Source organism: Chitinophaga sp. YIM B06452, from assembly GCF_039655965.1.
Classification (GTDB): Bacteria; Bacteroidota; Bacteroidia; order Chitinophagales; family Chitinophagaceae; genus Chitinophaga.
Genome location: NZ_JAWLKY010000007.1, coordinates 156,854 through 174,393 on the forward strand (window position 1 = coordinate 156,854; position 17,540 = coordinate 174,393).

At 52.7% G+C, this 17,540-nt stretch carries 13 protein-coding genes; 10 read left to right on the forward strand and 3 right to left on the reverse strand.

Annotation, left to right across the window (positions count from 1 at the left end):
• The first annotated feature begins 115 nt into the window (after positions 1-115).
• Positions 116-1,183 (forward strand): class II fructose-bisphosphate aldolase, encoded by a 1,068-nt coding sequence (gene fbaA / locus R3I13_RS24815; RefSeq protein ID WP_346320689.1) that lies wholly within the window; start codon positions 116-118, stop codon positions 1,181-1,183.
• A gap of 41 nt (positions 1,184-1,224) precedes the next feature.
• Here fbaA and R3I13_RS24820 read toward each other — a convergent pair whose 3' ends face one another.
• Positions 1,225-3,942 carry a substrate-binding domain-containing protein gene (locus R3I13_RS24820; protein WP_346320690.1) on the reverse strand — a complete coding sequence of 906 codons (2,718 nt, stop codon included), beginning with the start codon at positions 3,940-3,942 and terminating at the stop codon, positions 1,225-1,227.
• Between the two features lie 255 nt (positions 3,943-4,197).
• Here R3I13_RS24820 and R3I13_RS24825 point away from each other — a divergent pair, with 255 nt between their 5' ends.
• The 9 genes from R3I13_RS24825 to R3I13_RS24865 all read left to right on the forward strand — a co-directional run bounded on the left by R3I13_RS24825 (position 4,198) and on the right by R3I13_RS24865 (position 16,197).
• Entirely contained in the window at positions 4,198-5,526 is a 1,329-nt protein-coding gene (locus tag R3I13_RS24825; protein ID WP_346320691.1) for a sugar porter family MFS transporter, read from the forward strand.
• Between the two features lie 13 nt (positions 5,527-5,539).
• Positions 5,540-6,451, forward strand: a complete 912-nt coding sequence (locus R3I13_RS24830; protein ID WP_346320692.1) for a carbohydrate kinase — start codon at positions 5,540-5,542, stop codon at positions 6,449-6,451.
• Between the two features lie 12 nt (positions 6,452-6,463).
• Positions 6,464-9,541, forward strand: coding sequence for a TonB-dependent receptor (locus R3I13_RS24835; protein ID WP_346320693.1), 3,078 nt, complete (start codon positions 6,464-6,466; stop codon positions 9,539-9,541).
• A 13-nt stretch (positions 9,542-9,554) separates the two neighbouring features.
• Positions 9,555-11,264, forward strand: a complete 1,710-nt coding sequence (locus R3I13_RS24840; protein ID WP_346320694.1) for a RagB/SusD family nutrient uptake outer membrane protein — start codon at positions 9,555-9,557, stop codon at positions 11,262-11,264.
• Between the two features lie 31 nt (positions 11,265-11,295).
• Positions 11,296-12,966: a glycoside hydrolase family 32 protein gene (locus R3I13_RS24845; protein WP_346320695.1), complete on the forward strand. Its 1,671-nt coding sequence runs from the start codon at positions 11,296-11,298 to the stop codon at positions 12,964-12,966.
• Positions 12,967-13,113: 147 nt separating this feature from the next.
• Positions 13,114-13,959, forward strand: coding sequence for an acetyl-CoA carboxylase, carboxyltransferase subunit beta (accD, locus tag R3I13_RS24850; protein ID WP_346320696.1), 846 nt, complete (start codon positions 13,114-13,116; stop codon positions 13,957-13,959).
• Between the two features lie 50 nt (positions 13,960-14,009).
• A complete protein-coding gene (smpB, locus tag R3I13_RS24855) occupies positions 14,010-14,450 on the forward strand; it encodes an SsrA-binding protein SmpB (RefSeq protein ID WP_346320697.1) in 441 nt (146 codons plus the stop codon).
• Between the two features lie 106 nt (positions 14,451-14,556).
• The gene (locus R3I13_RS24860) at positions 14,557-15,702 is read left to right on the forward strand and encodes a hypothetical protein (RefSeq protein ID WP_346320698.1); all 1,146 of its coding nucleotides are present in this window, start codon (positions 14,557-14,559) and stop codon (positions 15,700-15,702) included.
• A gap of 63 nt (positions 15,703-15,765) precedes the next feature.
• On the forward strand, positions 15,766-16,197 hold the full coding sequence (locus R3I13_RS24865; RefSeq protein WP_346320699.1) for an META domain-containing protein: 432 nt from the start codon (positions 15,766-15,768) through the stop codon (positions 16,195-16,197).
• A gap of 76 nt (positions 16,198-16,273) precedes the next feature.
• Here the strand turns inward: R3I13_RS24865 and R3I13_RS24870 are convergent, their stop codons facing one another.
• Positions 16,274-17,035 (reverse strand): DUF1828 domain-containing protein, encoded by a 762-nt coding sequence (locus R3I13_RS24870; RefSeq protein ID WP_346320700.1) that lies wholly within the window; start codon positions 17,033-17,035, stop codon positions 16,274-16,276.
• Positions 17,022-17,522, reverse strand: coding sequence for a hypothetical protein (locus R3I13_RS24875; protein WP_346320701.1), 501 nt, complete (start codon positions 17,520-17,522; stop codon positions 17,022-17,024). The genes R3I13_RS24870 and R3I13_RS24875 overlap by 14 nt, the downstream gene beginning before the upstream one ends.
• Between the last annotated feature and the right edge of the window lie 18 nt (positions 17,523-17,540).

Genomic DNA, 17,540 nt, shown 5'->3' on the forward strand with positions numbered 1-17,540 from the left:
TACAAAGGGCTGGTCCCGGCTGGGCCGGGATTGGCCCTTTCAACTTTAGGGGAAAACTAAAAATTGAATTGCCTATATTTGCTTTCCTTTAAAAATAAAAAACATATCATCGTCTATGGGAAAGTACAAAGCCGGCGTATTATTCGGCGAAGAGCTGGAAGCGCTCTACAATGATGCCAAACAGAATGAATTTGCCATGCCCGCAGTGAACGTAGTGGGTACCAACTCCGTGAATGCAGTATTGGAAACAGCCGCCAAGGTGAATTCCCCCGTGATCATCCAGTTTTCTAACGGCGGTGCGCAGTTCTTTGCCGGTAAAGGCATGCCGAACGACAAGCTGCAGGCCAATATTTCCGGTGGTATCTCCGGCGCCAGGCACGTGCATGAAGTAGCCAAATATTACGGCGTACCCGTTGTGCTGCATACAGACCATGCCGCCAAAAAATGGCTGCCCTGGATAGACGGCCTGCTCACAGCCGGCGAAGCCTTCAAAAAAGAAACCGGCCAGCCGCTTTACAGCTCCCACATGCTGGACCTCTCCGAAGAGCCTATTCATGAGAATATCGAGATATCAAAGAAATACTTCGAAAGAATGAACAAACTGGGCATGTCCATCGAGATCGAGCTGGGCGTTACCGGCGGTGAAGAAGATGGTGTGGACAATTCCGGCGTAGAAAACTCCCTGCTGTACACCCAGCCTGAAGATGTGGCTTTTGCCTATGAAACCCTCAACCAGGTGGGTACCCGCTTCACCGTGGCCGCGGCTTTCGGCAACGTGCACGGCGTTTACAGCCCGGGCAACGTGGAACTGCGTCCTGAAATCCTGAGAAACAGCCAGGAATACATCGAGAAAAAACACAATACTGCTAAAAAACCCGTGTTTTACGTATTCCACGGCGGTTCCGGCTCTCCCAAACAGCAGATCAACGAGACCCTGGGTTACGGTGTGATCAAGATGAACATCGATACCGACATGCAATGGGCTTTCTGGGAAGGCGTGCTGGGTTATTACAAATCCAAAGAAGCATACCTGCAGGCCCAGCTGGGCAACCCTGAGGGGGCAGACAAACCCAACAAAAAATACTACGATCCCCGCGTGTGGCTGCGCAAAGGCGAAGAAACCTTCGTGAGCCGCCTGGAAGAAGCGTTCACCGATCTGAACTGCATCAACCGCAACGCATAAGGCATCGCAACTTTTATAACAAAGGCTGATCTTTTACAAGGTCAGCCTTTATTTTTTCCTTTGAACATGGTGGGTGAAATACCGAGCTTGTTCCTGAATACCGTGGAGAAATAAGCCGGCGACGAAAAGCCTGTTTTGTACGCCACTTCCGCCACCGAGTACTCCTGGTGCTGCAGGAAGTACCGCGCCTTCTGCAAACGCGCATTCAAAATATATTCGTTGACGTTAGTACCCATCAGTGCCTTTACTTTCCTGTACAGCTGCACTTTTGAAATATTCATCTGCCGGTAAATATCCTCGATGGAAAATTCTTCATTCCCGATATTGTTCTCCACGATGGAAGTGAACTCCGAAACAAAACGAAGGTCTGAGCGGCGGGAAGCCGTGTTTCTCAGGCCGGCCGGGATGTCCGCCGTGAAGTGCTCTTTCAGGTGGCTGCGGTTGGCGAGCAGGCTGGTGAGCGTATGCTGCAATATTTTAAAATCGAAAGGTTTAAGGATGTAGGCGTCCGCTTTGTTCTGCAATCCTTCCACCTGCTGGTCCGGCGTTACCCTGGCCGTCAGCAATACCACTGGGATGTGCGCGGTCCTCACATCCGCTTTGATCTCTTTCAGCAGCGCGTGCCCGTCTTTCACCGGCATCATCACATCGCAGATGATCCCGTCGGGCAAATATTCAAAGGCCATTTGCAGGCCCTGCTGGCCGTTTTCAGCTTCCAGCACTTCATATTCTTCAGACAGGCGGTGCCTGATAAAGCTCCGCAGCTCGGGGTTATCTTCCACCAGGAGGATCACGAACCGTTTGTCCAGTTTTGCCTGTTCCCCGGGCTCGTCTGCCACCGGCAATAGTTCTGCGGTATAAAGTTGCGGCTCTTCCCTGCCGGTGGATCCATGCAGTTCCCCGGGTTCGAAATGCCGGTTGCCCAATGGTAACGAAATGGTGAAGATGGTACCCCTGTTCTTCCCACTGCTGGCCGAGATCGTGCCGTGGTGCAGCTGTACCAGTTCCTTGCAGAGCGCCAGCCCCAGGCCGGAGCCTTTATGATTGTCCACGTCTCCCTGGTAAAAAATATCAAAGGCATGCTGCATCACTTCGGCAGACATGCCGATCCCGGTATCCTGCACCTGGATCACGGCCTCTTCGTCCCGCTTCTCCAGCTTGATGAGCACCGCGCCCTGGTCGGGCGTGAATTTGAAGGCATTGGACATGAGATTGAACAGCACTTTGTCCATCATGCCTGTATCCATCCACACAGGCAGGCTGCGCTCGGACGTTACGAGCCGGCAGTCGATCCCTCTCTGGCGGGCGATCTGCTGGAAGATCTCCACGATCTCGTGGCAGAAAAGCACCAGGTCGTTCTCCGATGCGCGGACCTGCATTTTGTTGAACTCCAGCTTCCTGAAATCCATCAGCTGGTTCACCAGGTGCAGCAGGCGGCTGGCGTTCTTTCTCACGAGCGACAGCTGCTGCCGCTCGCTGCCGTGCATCCTGGAGTGTTGGAGTATTTCATCCAGCGGCCCGATGATGAGCGTTAGCGGCGTCCGTATTTCGTGGGAGATATTGGTGAAGAATGTGATGCGCGCTTCATTGGCCTGTGCGGCAGCCTCGCTCATTGCTATCAGTTGTTTGCTCTGGCGGCTGATCTCCTCGTTCTGCAGGGCCAGCTTGCGGTTGATCTGTTTATTGAGATTGCGGGAATACCAGAGCAGTCCGGCGAAGATCACGGCCGCGCCGAGCGTGATGCCCAGCACATACAGCATGGTGCGCTGGCTTTTATATACGCGGAGCTGTTCCGCGATCATGCCCTGCTGCAGCTCTATATCTTTTTGCTGGTTGAGTATCTTGTCGGTCTGCAGCTGCATCATCCGCACATTCGTGGAGTCCACCACCAGCGTTTGCAGGAAAGTTTCTTTGGGAAGGGCGGTTTTATTCAGGATGCTGATGGCATTGCGGATGGCTTCCGTTCCGCCGGTGGGGTACAGCAGCGAGGCATCCAGCACTTTGCCGGACACCATTTCCAGCCCTGCTCCTTTCCCAGGCAATGCATCCACGCCGATGATCTTTGTGCTTCTTGCGCCCGCCCGGTTGCAGGCCTGCCGCGCGCCCATGGCCATTACATCGTTGTGCGCAAACACCAGGTCTGCCCGCGGCAGGAAGCTGCTGATGCTGTCCAGCGCGGCTTCTGACTTCTGTTGCACCCAGTCCCCATGCACCTGTTGCAGCATGCGAATGCCAGGATGCCTGCGGATGCCGTCCTGGAACCCGCGTTTCCGCTCTATCGCCGGAGAAGAGGCAGGCAGCCCTACCACCTCGATCACATTTCCTTTTCCTTTCAGCAAAGCCGCCACGTATTCGCCGGCGATCCTCCCGATCTCGTAATTATCCGCGCCAATATAATTAGTATAACTGGTGGAAGCGATCTTCCGATCTACCACTATCACCGGGATGCCCCTGTTAAAAACCTCCTCTACTACCGGCGTCAGCGGCCTGGCCTCGTTCGGGGAGATGATCAGCAGGTCTATCCCTTCTGCCAGCAATTCCCGCACCTGCTTCACCTGCAGCCCGCTGTTATCGTCCGCCTGTTTGTAGATCAATGATATGCCAGGGTGAAAAGAAAGCTCCCGCTGCATTTCGGCCAGCATGGATCTGCGCCAGTGGTCCGCCTCACCGCATTGTGAAAAGCCTATCCTGAAATGCCGGCGTTCCGGCGACGGGCGGCAGCCGGCGAGTAAGATCAGTATAACGAGGAACCGAAACATGATCCAATGTAGAATTTTTCTTTCAACTGCGTGCCCGCAGCATCGTCATTTATCTGCCAAAATGATCCGGGATCTAAAATCCATTGTACTAAACCTAAAATCAGTTTCAAATATTGACAATTCAAACTATTTATTTCATTCAGGAGCAACATGATAAGAAAATTTCGAAATGATACGATTTTGTAAGTCTTTGAAACGGGTATTCACGTCTTCCGGCAGGAACACCCGTAAGTTGGGTAAAATTCCACCCGATATATGAAAAACAAAGTTTTCCTCTGGAGTATTACGGTAGCCCTTGGCGGTTTTCTTTTTGGCTTTGATACGGCGGTTATTTCCGGTGCAGAGCAGTCTATCCAGCAGTATTGGAACCTTGATGGTTTTGCGCACGGCCTGACCGTTTCCATTGCGCTGATCGGTACGATCATCGGTTCGATGCTTGGCAGCATTCCTTCGGAGAAACTGGGCAGGAAGAACACTTTGATCATTATAGCCGTCCTGTATCTCTTTTCCTCTCTTGGCACTGCGCTGGCCACCAACTGGTATGTTTTCCTGGTGTTCCGCTTCCTGGGTGGCATCGGCGTAGGCGCCTCGTCTGTAACAGCACCGGTATACATATCGGAGATCTCGCCCGCAGCTTCAAGGGGCAAGCTGGTAGCGCTCTTCCAGTTCAATATCGTATTCGGCATCCTCGTGTCCTACCTTTCCAATTACCTGATCGGGCAGGACGGCGAATCTTCCTGGCGCTGGATGCTCGGCGTGCAGACCGTGCCTTCCCTCCTGTTCCTGGTCATGCTGCGGTTCGTGCCCGAAAGCCCGCGCTGGCTGATCATACGGAAAGGCGATCTCAGCCAGGCGGAAAAAACATTCCGGATCATCAATCCTACGGGTTATCAAAAAGAAATGGAAATGATCCGGCAGGACATGCAGTCCCTCCATGCGGCGGGCAATGCTGCGCTTTTCTCCCGGAAGAACCGCTTCCCGGTTTTCCTGGCGGTCGCTTTTGCGGTGTTCAACCAGGTGTCTGGCATCAATGCCATCATTTATTACGCGCCGCGGATATTCGAGATGACGGGCCTTGGCAGGCAATCCGCCCTCCTATCCAGCGTAGGCATTGGTTTGGTGAATTTCATCTTCACCCTGCTCGCGCTCAATTTTATTGACCGGTTTGGCCGGCGCACACTGATGCTGATCGGTTCGCTCGGGCTGATCGCCACGCTGGGCCTGGTGTCCCGCGCTTTTTACCTGAACGACTTCTCCGGGCTCGCCGTGACCGTATTCCTGCTGGTTTACATCGCTTTTTTCGCCTTTTCACAGGGAGCGGTGATATGGGTGTTCATCTCCGAGATATTCCCCAATACCGTCAGGGCAAAAGGGCAAACGCTCGGCAGCATGACGCATTGGGTGATGGCGGCCGTTATCGCTTTTATATTTCCCATGCTTACGGAAAACCTCGGCGGCGGAAATACCTTTTTGTTCTTCTGCATCATGATGGTGCTGCAATTGATATTCGTCTGGAAGATCATGCCGGAAACAAAAGGCAAATCACTGGAACAATTAGAGGGTACCCTCATTATGCATTCATAAACGTCAGACAATCATGCAAATTCCACCAATTATTCCACGTCATCCCGTCGTCTGTTTTGGCGAAGTGCTCTGGGACCTGCTCCCATCCGGCCCGCAGCCGGGCGGGGCTCCTATGAACGCAGCCTATCACCTCCACAAGCTGGGCCGCCATCCCGCTATGATCAGCCGCACCGGGAACGATGAAAGAGGCCGCGCGCTGCTGGAGATACTGCAAAACAAAGGCGTTTGCACCAGTTACATTCAAATTGATGATACCGTGCCTACCGGTATCGTGAACGCGCAGCAGCATGCGAACGGCGATATGTCGTACGAGATCGTTGCCCCGGCTGCATGGGATCACATTCCGGCAGACCAGCAAAATATCGCCGTGGTGGAGCAGGCGGAATACTTTGTATTCGGCAGCCTTGCCTGCCGCCATCCGGAATCGCGGGAAACGTTGTTCCGCCTGCTGGAAAAGGCGCGCAGGAAAGTGCTGGACATCAACCTCCGCGCGCCGCACTTCGACCGCCCGCTGATCGAATCGCTGTTGCAGCAGGCAGACGTGCTCAAGCTGAACATCGACGAGCTGGAGCTGGTATCCGGCTGGTATCCCGGCGCCGCCACTACCGATGCCCGCGTTGCCTTCCTGCGCGAACGGTTCAACATCCCTGTTGTGATCCTCACCAAAGGCGCAGACGGCGCGGCGCTGTACATCAACCAAAAAACGTATAGTCATCCGGGTTATAAAATGCCTGTTGTAGACACTGTAGGCAGCGGCGACGCTTTCCTGGCGGCTACGCTCTCCATGATGCTCGACAATGCCAGTCCTGCCGATACGCTGGACTTTGCCAACCGCCTCGCGGCCACTATCACCACCTACAAAGGCGCATGCCCCGACTATGACATTAAAGAAGCAGCATCTCTGAAAAGGATCATTCATACTTAAAACCACGTAGTTATGAAATACTGTCTGACAATCATCGTCATCCTGCTTACAGGACTGACCGGCTTTGCGCAGCAGCGAAAAGTGACGGGCACCGTCACCGAAAAAAGCACCGGCACCCCGCTCCCCGGCGTCAGCGTGCAGGCAACCAAACATTCCGTTATCAGCGACAGCGCGGGCAGATTCTCCATACAGGCTGCCGCCGATGAGATCCTTACATTCACCTATATTGGCATGAAACCCGCCATGGCGAAAGTTCCCGCCAGCGGCGACCTGCAGGTGGCGCTGGACAAAGATGCCAGCAACCTGAACGAAGTGGTGGTGACCGGCTACCAGGCGCAGAAAAAAGCGGACCTGACCGGCGCCGTGTCTGTCGTGGATGTAGAAGCCATCAAAGACATCCCTTTGGGCAATCCCGTTAAAGCCCTGCAGGGCCGCGTTCCCGGCGTTTTCATCACCAGCGACGGCTCACCTTCCGGCGGCGCAACCGTGCGCATCCGCGGCGTGGGCACGCTTGGCAACAACGATCCGCTCTATGTGATCGACGGCGTTCCTACCAAAAGAGGATTACAGGAACTGAACCAGGACGATATCGAATCCATACAGGTGCTGAAAGATGCCTCATCCGCCACGATCTACGGCTCCCGCGCAGCCAACGGCGTCATCATCGTGACCACGAAAAAAGCGCGAAAAGGTTTTACAAGAGTAGATTTCGACGCGTCCGCCTCCACCCAGTATTATGCCACCAAACAAAAAACGCTCGATGCAGATGGCCGCGGAAAGGCATATTGGCAAGCCGCTGTGAATGACAGGACCAATCCGAACAACAACCAGATCTATCAATACGACTGGAATGGCAATTATGACAACCCCGTGCTCAACAGGATCATTTACCCGGATTTCATTGACGCCAATAAAACGATGCGCCCCGCCAATACCTACTGGTACGACGAGATCGCGCAAACGGCCATCATCCAGCAATACAACATCTCCGTGAGCACCGGAGGAGAAAGAGGCAGCGCATTATTCTCCCTGGGGTATTACGACAACAAGGGTGTGGTAAAAGCATCCAACAGTAAAAAGATCACCGCCCGTTTCAACTCCGACTACAACTTTTTCAAAGGCAGGCTGAAAGTCGGCGAAAACCTCAACTTCTCCTATATCCGCAATACCCTCATCCCTATCGGCGACGTGCTTTTCACTTCGCTGGTACAACAGCCTGTGGTGCCCGTGCATGCGGTAGACGGCGGCTGGGGCGGGCCTGCGCCGGGAATGACGGACCGTCACAATCCTGTTCGCCTGATCGAAGACAACAAACAGAACCGGAATCATTTCTACCGCGTGTTCGGCAATGTGTATGCGGACCTGGACATCATTCCCGGCCTGCATTTCAGGACCAGCCTGGGCATTGATTACAATGGCAACTACCAGCGCACGCTGCGCAAATCGTATGTGTCCGGTTTCCTTTCCGATCCTTCCAACCAAACCTCCACGAACCAGGGCTATGACGGCAACTGGCTCTGGCAAAATACGCTGAACTACAAGCTGGACCTGGGCCTGCACCGCCTCGAATTCCTCGCGGGGCATGAGTACATCAAATACATGAGCCAGTCGTTTTTCGCGAGCAGGCAGGGTTATGCGCTCGAAAACATCGACTACGCCTATCTTGACGCCGGATCGTCCAACAAAGACAATGGTGGCGGAGGCTCCGGTTATGCCCTGCTCTCCTACTTCGGCAAAGCAAACTATGCCTATGCAGACCGTTATCTTGCTTCTGTAACCCTGCGCAGGGACGGTTCTTCGCGGTTCGGGAAAGAATACCGCTATGGCGTATTCCCTGCGTTTTCCGTAGGCTGGCGCGTTAGCGAAGAAGCCTTCATGAAAGGGCAAAGCATTATCTCCGACCTAAAATTCCGCTATGGATGGGGCAAATCAGGGAACCAGGAGATCAATAACAATGCTACTTACGGTTTATACGCATCCATCTACGGCGTAGACCCTACCTGGGGCTTCGACAGCGGCAGCGCGTACGATATCAACGGCAGCGGTTCCGGGCAGCTGCCTTCCGGGTTTACGCGGATACAGCGGGGCAATGATTCCCTGAAATGGGAAAGCACCAAAGAATCCAATTTCGGTGTGGACTTCGGTTTGCTCGATAACAAACTGACCGGTTCCGTTGATTATTTCATCAAAAAGACCTCTGATATATTGATCAGCCCGGGTTACCTCGCAGTACAGGGCGAGGGCGGCAACTACTGGTTCAACGGCGCATCCATGCAGAATAAAGGGCTGGAAGTGCTGCTTTCCTACAGCAGTAATCTCTCCAAAAGCCTGAGTTTTTCTGTTACGGGGAACTTCTCCACTTACCGCAATAAGGTCACCCACCTGCCCGTGCAGGTATTGACCTCTTATCCCGGCAACGGAACAGACAAGACCATCCTGGGCCGTTCCATCAATTCATCTTTCGGCTACATTGCCGACGGCCTGTTCACCTCGCAGAAAGACCTGGACGAATCCGCCGCGCAAACCGGCAAGGGGCTTGGAAGGATCCGCTACCGCGACCTGAACGGCGACAAAGTGATCGACGATAAAGACCGGGATTATATTGCAGACGGCAATCCTGATTTTATTTACGGGCTGAACGTTGAGCTGTCTTACCGCGACTTCGACCTGAGCTTCTTCCTGCAAGGCGTGCAGGGCATACAAGTGTTTAACGATTTCAAGACGTTCACCGATTTTTCATCACTCTGGGTAGGCAGCAACTGGGGAGAAAGAACGCTCAGTGCCTGGACGCCTTCCAATCCAACCTCCACTATTCCTGCGCTGACGCTGGTGAACAGGAACAACGAAGGCAGGGCTTCCACTTATTTCTACGAGAACGGATCGTACCTGAAGTTGCGCAACATCCAGCTCGGTTATAACCTGAAGCGTGCACTGCGGCATACTCCCGTTCAGAATGCGCGCGTATTCCTGCAAGGCAGCAACCTGCTTACGCTCAAGAGCAAAGGCTTTACAGCGGCGGATCCCGAGGCACCGGGCCAGTCTTTCCCCATCCCGGTGATCGTTACCGCCGGGTTTAATGTTTCACTCTGAAATAAATAATGTTATGAAATACGTCTTCTTATTCATCATCCTGTTCGTATTCTCCTGCAAGGACGCGCTGGATCAAACACCGCAGGGGGTTGTATCCGATGATGATCTCAATACACCCGAGAATGTTGATAAAATGGTGATCGCCGCTTATTCCGCATTGGGTAACGACCATTATACTTCTCCTTACACCAGCCTCTGGCCATATGGCAGCATCCGCGGCGGAGACGCCTACAAAGGCGGCGACGGGCCGGGCGACATCAGCGAATTCCACCTGCTGGAAACATTTTCGCTGAACCGTGCGGACAATGGCCTGACCGACGAAGTGTGGTTCCGCCTGTACGTTGGCATTGGCCGGGTGAACGATGCATTGCGGCGCCTGAACGCCATTGATGCAGCCAACTATCCCGAGAAGGCTGTAAGGCAGGGCGAATTACGGTTCCTGCGCGGGCACTTCTATTTCCTGTTGAAGGTACTTTTCAAATACATGCCCTACATCGACGAAAATGTGGATAGAGCGGTGTATGACACGATATCCAACAGGACCTTATCCAACGACGCGCTGTGGACAAAGATCGCCGATGATTTCCGCGCTGCCGCGGCACAGCTCCCGCCCAACCAGCCTGCAATTGGCAGGGCCAATCAATTCTCGGCGAAGGCCTACCTTGCCAAAACCCTGCTGTACCAGGCTTATGAGCAGAATGAAAAGAACGAGGTGGTGACCATCAACATCGCGAAGCTCAATGAAGTGAACCAGCTTTGCGACGAAGTGATCGCATCCGGCAAATACACGCTCAACAATGACTACGGCAACAATTTCCTCACGCAGTTCGAGAACAGCCGGGAGTCTGTATTCGCGATACAATACTCCAAAGATGACGGCACGCCTAAAGGCAGGCTGGATTACGGGCATGCGCTGAATTACCCGATGAACCGGGAATTCGGCTGCTGCGGGTTTCACGTGCCGAGCCACGACCTGATCAATGCATTTAAGACCGATGCGAACGGCCTGCCGATGTTCGATCATTACAACGACGTGGACGTTGCCGAATCAGGCGATTACCAGACCGGCAACTTTGATCCCCGCCTCGATCATACCGTGGCGATCCCCGGGAAGCCTTTTAAATACAAGCCTTTATTCCTTTTCCAACGCTCCTGGGCCCGCGCACCGGAGGTGTACGATGCATTTGCCAGCCTGAAAGAAGCCGTAGCGCCGGATGATCCCTCATTCCAGAAGGTACCGCCTTTTATGTCCAGCTCCAAGAACTGGGACATCATCCGGTTCGACGATGTAATGCTGTTCAAGGCGGAAGCGCTGATAGAACTGGGCAGGCATAACGAAGCGCTGCCGCTCATCAACGGCCTGCGCACCCGCTCGGCCGGCAGCACGGCCCTGCTGAAAAAATCGGACGGCACGCCTTCCTCCCGGTACAAAGTGGCTGCCTACCAGCCCGGCGTTAACTGCACCTGGACGCAGCCCTTTGCCCGCCAGGCTTTGCGGTGGGAGCGCAGGCTGGAATTCGCTACGGAAGGTTATCATTTCTTTGACCTCGTGCGTTGGGGTATAGCTGCCGAATATATCAATCATTACTTCACCGTGGAAAAAACAAGATCCGCCCACCTCAACGATGCTTCATTCAGGAAGAACCGGGATGAATATTTACCCATTCCCCTTAACCAGATCAATTACAGCCGGGGATTGTACAAACAAAATAATGGCTGGTAATAAAAAATTTGTAACTATTAAATTGCATGTCATGAAGACCATATGGACCGGGATATTGTGCCTTTGCCTACTCGTACAGGCCGCCAGCGCGCAACAATTCAGCAAAACGTTCAAAGCCTCGCAAAAGTGGCTTGTATTGCCCGTGAAGAACGGCGCGCCAAAGAAAAATGTCGAACTATGGGTGGATGGGGAAAATGAACGCTGGTTTGATATAGAACTGGCAGATGGCGAGCCGGACTGGCTGGCGTACCTTGATATCAGCGCCTGGAAAGGCATGGACATTGAGCTGCGGGTAGACAAGCTGGGAGCGGATTCCAAAGCTTTCTCCCCCATCCGGCAAAGCGATGAGGATAAAAATGCCGGCACGCTTTACAAAGAAAAACTGCGCGGCCAGTTCCATTTCTCGCCTAAACGCGGATGGACCAACGATCCGAATGGCATGGTGTATTACAACGGCGAATACCATCTCTTTTTTCAACATAACCCCTATGGCGTAAAATGGGGGAACATGCACTGGGGCCACGCTGTCAGCAACGACCTCGTGCATTGGCAGGAGCTGGGAGAAGCGCTGTACCCGGATAAGTTCGGCCCCATGTTCAGCGGCGGCGCGGTGGTAGACAGCAATAACACCAGCGGCCTCGGGCAGGCCGGCAAACCCGCCATGGTCATGTTTTTCACAGGCGCAAGGTCCTGGGGGCAGGGGCTTGCATGGAGCACAGACGGCAGAACATTCTCCAAGCTGGACCGCACCGTTGTACACCGCATCAATAAAGACAACCGCGATCCCAAAGTGATCTGGCACGCTCCCACTCAAAAATGGATCATGGTATTGTGGGTGGAAAGGGATAACAACCAGAACAGCATACAATTCCTCAGTTCGCCGGACCTCAAACACTGGACAAAGACCAGCACCGTGATGGGCGGCAAAGGCGACGACCGTTTCCTGTTCGAATGCCCGGAATTTTATGAGCTGCCCGTAGAAGGCCGCCCCGGTGAAAAAAAATGGGTGCTCACCGGCGCCAACAGCGAATATGCCATCGGTACATTCGACGGCATCACATTCAAGCCTGAAGCGGAAAAGCTGAACGGCCAGCTTGGCCGTGACTTCTATGCCTCCCAGACCTTTTCAGACCAGCCGCAGGGCCGGCGCATAGAGATTGGCTGGTGGCGTACGAATACAGACAAAGACGGCTCCAGCTTCAACCAATCCCAGAGCATCCCGATGGAACTGAAGCTCGTTCCCACCGCCAACGGTCTCCGCCTCACGCGTACGCCTGTGAAAGAGCTGGAAATATTGCGCGATAAGACCTACACAGTCAACGCCCGCAGCCTGAAAGAAGGCGGCGGCAATCCTTTCGCAGACATCCATGAGGAACTGCTGGAGATCAGGACCAGCATAGAACCGGGCAAAGCCAGCCAGGTGACCCTGGACATCAACGGCCTGCCGGTAGTGTATGACGCAGCGAAACAACAATTGCAGATCGACGGGGTAAGCGCCCCGGCGCCCCTGGTGAACGGCAAACTGTCGCTCATCATTTATGCGGACCGCATCGGGGTGGAAGTGTTTACGGCGGACGGGCTGCTTTTTATGCCGGTGAACGTGAATATCGATACGGCCAGGCGCTCCCTGGGCCTGTCCGTGAAGGGCGGAACGGCGAAACTGGGGAAAACCACAGTCTACGGGCTGAAAAGCATCTGGTAAGCATCCGGAATGCCGCATCAGGGCCGGGATGAACGAACTGCCGTTCATCCCGGCTTTTTTGTGCGCCTTCCCCGGTTGACGGTTAATATTAATTTTATCGTATCTTGCACTATTATTCTTTAATCTAATTTTAGCACAAACAGTAGTATGAGCTGGTTTAAGCGAATCAAACAGGGTATTTCAACCACCACCAGTGAGAAGAAAGAAGCGCCGGACGGATTATGGCACAAATGCCCGAATTGCAAGAAAACGACCACTATGAAAGACCTGAAAGCGAATTTGTACGTATGCGACAAATGTAACTTTCACAACCGTATCAATTCACCTGAGTATTTCGAGATCATCTTTGACGACAACGCCTTTGAAGAACTCTTCAGCAATATCTATCCAAAGGACCAGCTGGGTTTCAGCGACCTGAAGCCTTATGGCGCCAGGCTGAAGGAAGCCCAGGCGAAATCAGGCCTTTCTGACGCCATGCGCGTCGGCGCCGGCCAGGTGAACGGGAACGGCCTGGTAGTGGCCTGTATGGATTTCAACTTCATCGGCGGCTCTATGGGCTCCGTGGTAGGTGAAAAGATCGCCCGCAGCATAGATTATTGCATTGCCAATAAGCTTCCCCTGATGATCATTTCCAAATCAGGCGGCGCCCGTATGATGGAAAGCGCATTTTCCCTGATGCAGATGGCCAAAACGTCTGCCAAGCTCACACAGCTGGCTGCCGCGCGCCTTCCTTATATTTCATTGATGACAGACCCCACCACCGGCGGCGTTACCGCGTCTTACGCCATGCTGGGAGACATCAATACCGCCGAGCCCGGTGCCCTCATCGGCTTCGCCGGCCCACGCGTGATCAAGGAAACCATCAAAAAAGACCTTCCCGAAGGCTTCCAGAGCGCCGAATTCCTGCTGGAAAAAGGCTTCCTGGATTTCATCACCGACCGTAAAGAACTCAAGAACAAACTGAGCACCCTGCTGGTGCTTTTCAAGCAATAAGAACCCCGGGCCGGCGCTGTGAATGACCACACCGCCGGTCCACCCACATCATGGCAGAATTAAAGAACAGATCGGCTTATTTCGAATTTGCGATAGAAGATAAATATATCGCCGGGTTGGTATTGACAGGCACTGAGATCAAATCCATCCGGGAAGGAAGGGTGAGTTTCAACGACAGCTTCTGCTACTTTTCCAAAGGAGAGCTGTATGTAAAAAGCCTCCACATCGCTGAATACTCCCATGGCACCTACGCCAACCACGACCCCATGCGCGAACGCAAGTTGCTGCTGCAGAAAAAAGAGCTGAAAAAGATGGAAAAACGGATGCAGGAACGGGGCTACACCATCGTTCCCCTTCGTATATTCATGACAGAAAAGGGGCTGGCCAAAATGGAGATCGGTCTTGGTAAGGGCAAAAAACTGCACGACAAGCGCGATTCCATCAAAGCCCGCGAAGTGGACCGGGAGCTGCGCCGGAATTTTAAGATATAGGCCGGTAGTTTCGCGCTTTGTTAAAACCTTCTTAATTTCCCGCTTGTTATCCATATAAATTTTTCTGGCGTGCCATTTGCCTATTGAAACCTGTAAACACAGCTATATGAATACATATCTCCGCTACCTATCCCTTGCAGTGCTGGCTGTTATCCTCTTCTCGTGCAAATCAGGTGAAAAATTATATAACCAGGGCCGGTACGACGATGCCGTGAAAGCCTTCGTAAAAAAGCTCCAGCGCCGGCCTTCAGACGCGACATCCCTAAACCTGCTGCCCCAGGCTTACAACGCCGCCATGGAATTCCATGAAGGCCGCGCCAAGCAGGCCCTCGCTTCCAACAACGACCTGAAATGGGAAAGTGTGAAGAACGAGTACCGCGCCATGCAGAACCTCTACAACATCATCCGCTCCGCCCCTGCCGCCAATGCTGTCGTGAAGCCAAAGGATTATTCCGCCGCCATTACCGGCGCTCTGGAAAATGCTGCCGAAGCCCGCTACGAACGCGGCGTGCAGCTGATGGAACGCGGAGACAAGATCAGCGCCCGCCAGGCCTTCGATGAATTTGACGCCGCCCTCCGCCTTACACCCAATTATAAGAACGCCAAAGAGCTGCGCGACCAGGCTTATGCCTTGGGCCTGGTGAACGTGGTGATCAGCGAAATAGAAGTGCGCTCCCCTTATTACCAGTTCACGGCAGACCAGTTCCGAGACGCGCTGGTGCGCAATCTCCAATCCCGCAACATCAACACCTTCGTGAAGTTCTACGACGAACGCATGGTGCGCAACGATAGCCAGTTCCGCCCCGACCAGTATATGGAAATGCGATTTTTTGATTTTGTTGTGGGGCAGACCTATGTGGACCGTTACACCCGCGATGTTTCCCGCGTGATACAGGTGCCCAGCAACCGGAAAGACACTACCGGCAAAGCCATCATGGTAGATATCACGGTGAAAGCCACGCTTTTCATCACCACCAAAACCGTTGCTTCCAACGGCGTGCTGGACTACCGGATCACCGATGTGGATAATAACCGCATCCTGCGGCAAGACAGGGTGCCCGGCTCCTTCACCTGGCGCAACCAGTTCGGCACTTACCGTGGCGACGAAAGAGCGCTCAGCGATGAGGACAGGCGGCTGATGGGTGGCCGCGATATTCCTCCCCCGCCGCCGCAGGACCTGTTCATGGAGTTGACGCGGCCCATTTACGACCGGCTGGCCAGCGACCTACAATCCTTTTACAGCAGGTATTAAGACTGTTTTGAATGAAAAGCTAACCTTTGCGCAGGAAAATTGTTATACATCAAAACCCATGACATGAAAAGAATCCTGACATTGTGCCTGGTGCTGGCCGGCATGGCATACCTGGCCGCCTGTTCCAACGCCAATAAAGCCAGCGGCACTAACAACGAAGCCGAGCTGTATAAGACCTGGAGACTGGTGGAAGTGAACGGCGAAACCATCGACACCACGGGCATTCCCAAACCGCTCGAGTTCACTTTCGAAAAAACGGACAGCCGGTTCAGCGGCTCCGCGGGCTGCAACAGGATCTTCGGGAAGTTCACCCTCACCGCCCCTGACAACATCAGCTTTCCTGGCCTGGGCGCCACCAAGATGGCCTGCCCGGACATGAGCATAGAAAGCAAATTCCTCGACGCCAGCAACAAAGTAAACAAATGGTCCATCCAGCAGGGCATGCTGGTGCTGAGCCAGGGAGAAACGGCGCTGTTGCGGTTTAAAGCGAAGTAATAAAAGAAAATTTATAAATGGAAAGCGGCTGCCTGATGAGGCAACCGCTTTTTTTATCATGGCAACGGCCTGGTCATTACAATGATCTTTCCCGTTGCAGGAACGTCTGTGCTGTGTTTTTAAACTCATCGAGCGAGGTAAATTGTTTGTCACAGCTATTCGTTATCAGAGCTCTGTCCCTTTTGCTCAATTTTTCAAAATCTTCATTTACCACCCATCCCCGGTAAGAAATTTTGGCTTTTTGGAATTCCAGGCAACTGATAGTAGCCAGCATCGCTTTAGTTGAATCTTTGACCGCGAAGAGGTACACGGGGTGGCCGTTGGGGCTGAACTGATAATCCGCCTGAATATCCTCCCTTCCGGGAATTGGCGTTACCTTCTTCTGAGGTTTATAGTCCAGCAACTCATTCATTACAAATTCATCCAGCATTTCATAGAACAGGCTTTCAATCACTTCACGCTTGAAATACTTCATACTTCCGATCTTCGAATAAGCATGAGTTACCTGCATTATATCGTTGAATACAGAGTATTCGGAAGTTTCCAGGCAGATGTTCCCATCTTCCTCAGTAAGCCCGTTTTCTGTTATAATTCTACTTAAAATCCCTTCTTTGTTTTCAGTATCGATATCGTATGAGTAGGAAAGTCGTTGAAGCGTAAGCCCAAAATCACATAGAAAGATCTTCCCATCTTTTTCCGTAAGGAACAGGTCAATTGCATCACCGTCTTCATGGTAAATAGGCAAGAATAGCTGGTAAATACCCTTCCGTTTCTCCTGGACAGAAAGTTTATGGTTAAAGGAAACTTTTATGGCTTCTATGACTTTATCGATCAACATCTTCGCTAAATAAATCTATTTGTATCTTCCTGGATGGCAGAATCTTCGGTTGTTCCGACTTTTCCAAGTTGATCAAATTTACAAAATATTCCAATGCTGAATCAAGGCTGGAATACTCTTCCGTTATCCTGATCTCTCCTTCAGCTTTCATCCCGCTATTTATCCGCTCTGCCGTAGAATAGTGGATATGAAAATGAGCGTGATGAGGAAATTCCCTGGTTCCGCCGTGTTTTCCATTACAGCGAAGCAATACAACACTCCCGCCTTTCTCCTTTGAGTTATACATTAACCCGATTGAAAAATTTTCAGGAAAGAACAGGCTTTGAGTAATAAAGCAGCTGAATTCATGATCGCCATCGCATGACTTCAAGGTAAAGGTCTTCTTTGTAAAACCGCTTCTGGCGCCTTTAGGATTGTCCTTCGGCGGGTCAAGCACTATTTTAGGGCAATCTATCAGGCCCTGGAGGATACTCTCAGTCCAATTCATAACTAATTAACCGGTTGG

Bases quoted from the DNA above. Each gene is read 5' to 3' on its own strand.
- fbaA (WP_346320689.1), top strand. From the start codon at position 116: ATGGGAAAGTACAAAGCCGGCGTATTATTCGGCGAAGAGCTGGAAGCG.
- R3I13_RS24820 (WP_346320690.1), bottom strand. From the start codon at position 3,942: ATGTTTCGGTTCCTCGTTATACTGATCTTACTCGCCGGCTGCCGCCCG.
- R3I13_RS24845 (WP_346320695.1), top strand. From the start codon at position 11,296: ATGAAGACCATATGGACCGGGATATTGTGCCTTTGCCTACTCGTACAG.
- R3I13_RS24830 (WP_346320692.1), top strand. From the start codon at position 5,540: ATGCAAATTCCACCAATTATTCCACGTCATCCCGTCGTCTGTTTTGGC.
- R3I13_RS24825 (WP_346320691.1), top strand. From the start codon at position 4,198: ATGAAAAACAAAGTTTTCCTCTGGAGTATTACGGTAGCCCTTGGCGGT.
- R3I13_RS24870 (WP_346320700.1), bottom strand. From the start codon at position 17,035: ATGTTGATCGATAAAGTCATAGAAGCCATAAAAGTTTCCTTTAACCAT.
- R3I13_RS24835 (WP_346320693.1), top strand. From the start codon at position 6,464: ATGAAATACTGTCTGACAATCATCGTCATCCTGCTTACAGGACTGACC.
- R3I13_RS24840 (WP_346320694.1), top strand. From the start codon at position 9,555: ATGAAATACGTCTTCTTATTCATCATCCTGTTCGTATTCTCCTGCAAG.
- smpB (WP_346320697.1), top strand. From the start codon at position 14,010: ATGGCAGAATTAAAGAACAGATCGGCTTATTTCGAATTTGCGATAGAA.
- accD (WP_346320696.1), top strand. From the start codon at position 13,114: ATGAGCTGGTTTAAGCGAATCAAACAGGGTATTTCAACCACCACCAGT.
- R3I13_RS24865 (WP_346320699.1), top strand. From the start codon at position 15,766: ATGAAAAGAATCCTGACATTGTGCCTGGTGCTGGCCGGCATGGCATAC.
- R3I13_RS24875 (WP_346320701.1), bottom strand. From the start codon at position 17,522: ATGAATTGGACTGAGAGTATCCTCCAGGGCCTGATAGATTGCCCTAAA.
- R3I13_RS24860 (WP_346320698.1), top strand. From the start codon at position 14,557: ATGAATACATATCTCCGCTACCTATCCCTTGCAGTGCTGGCTGTTATC.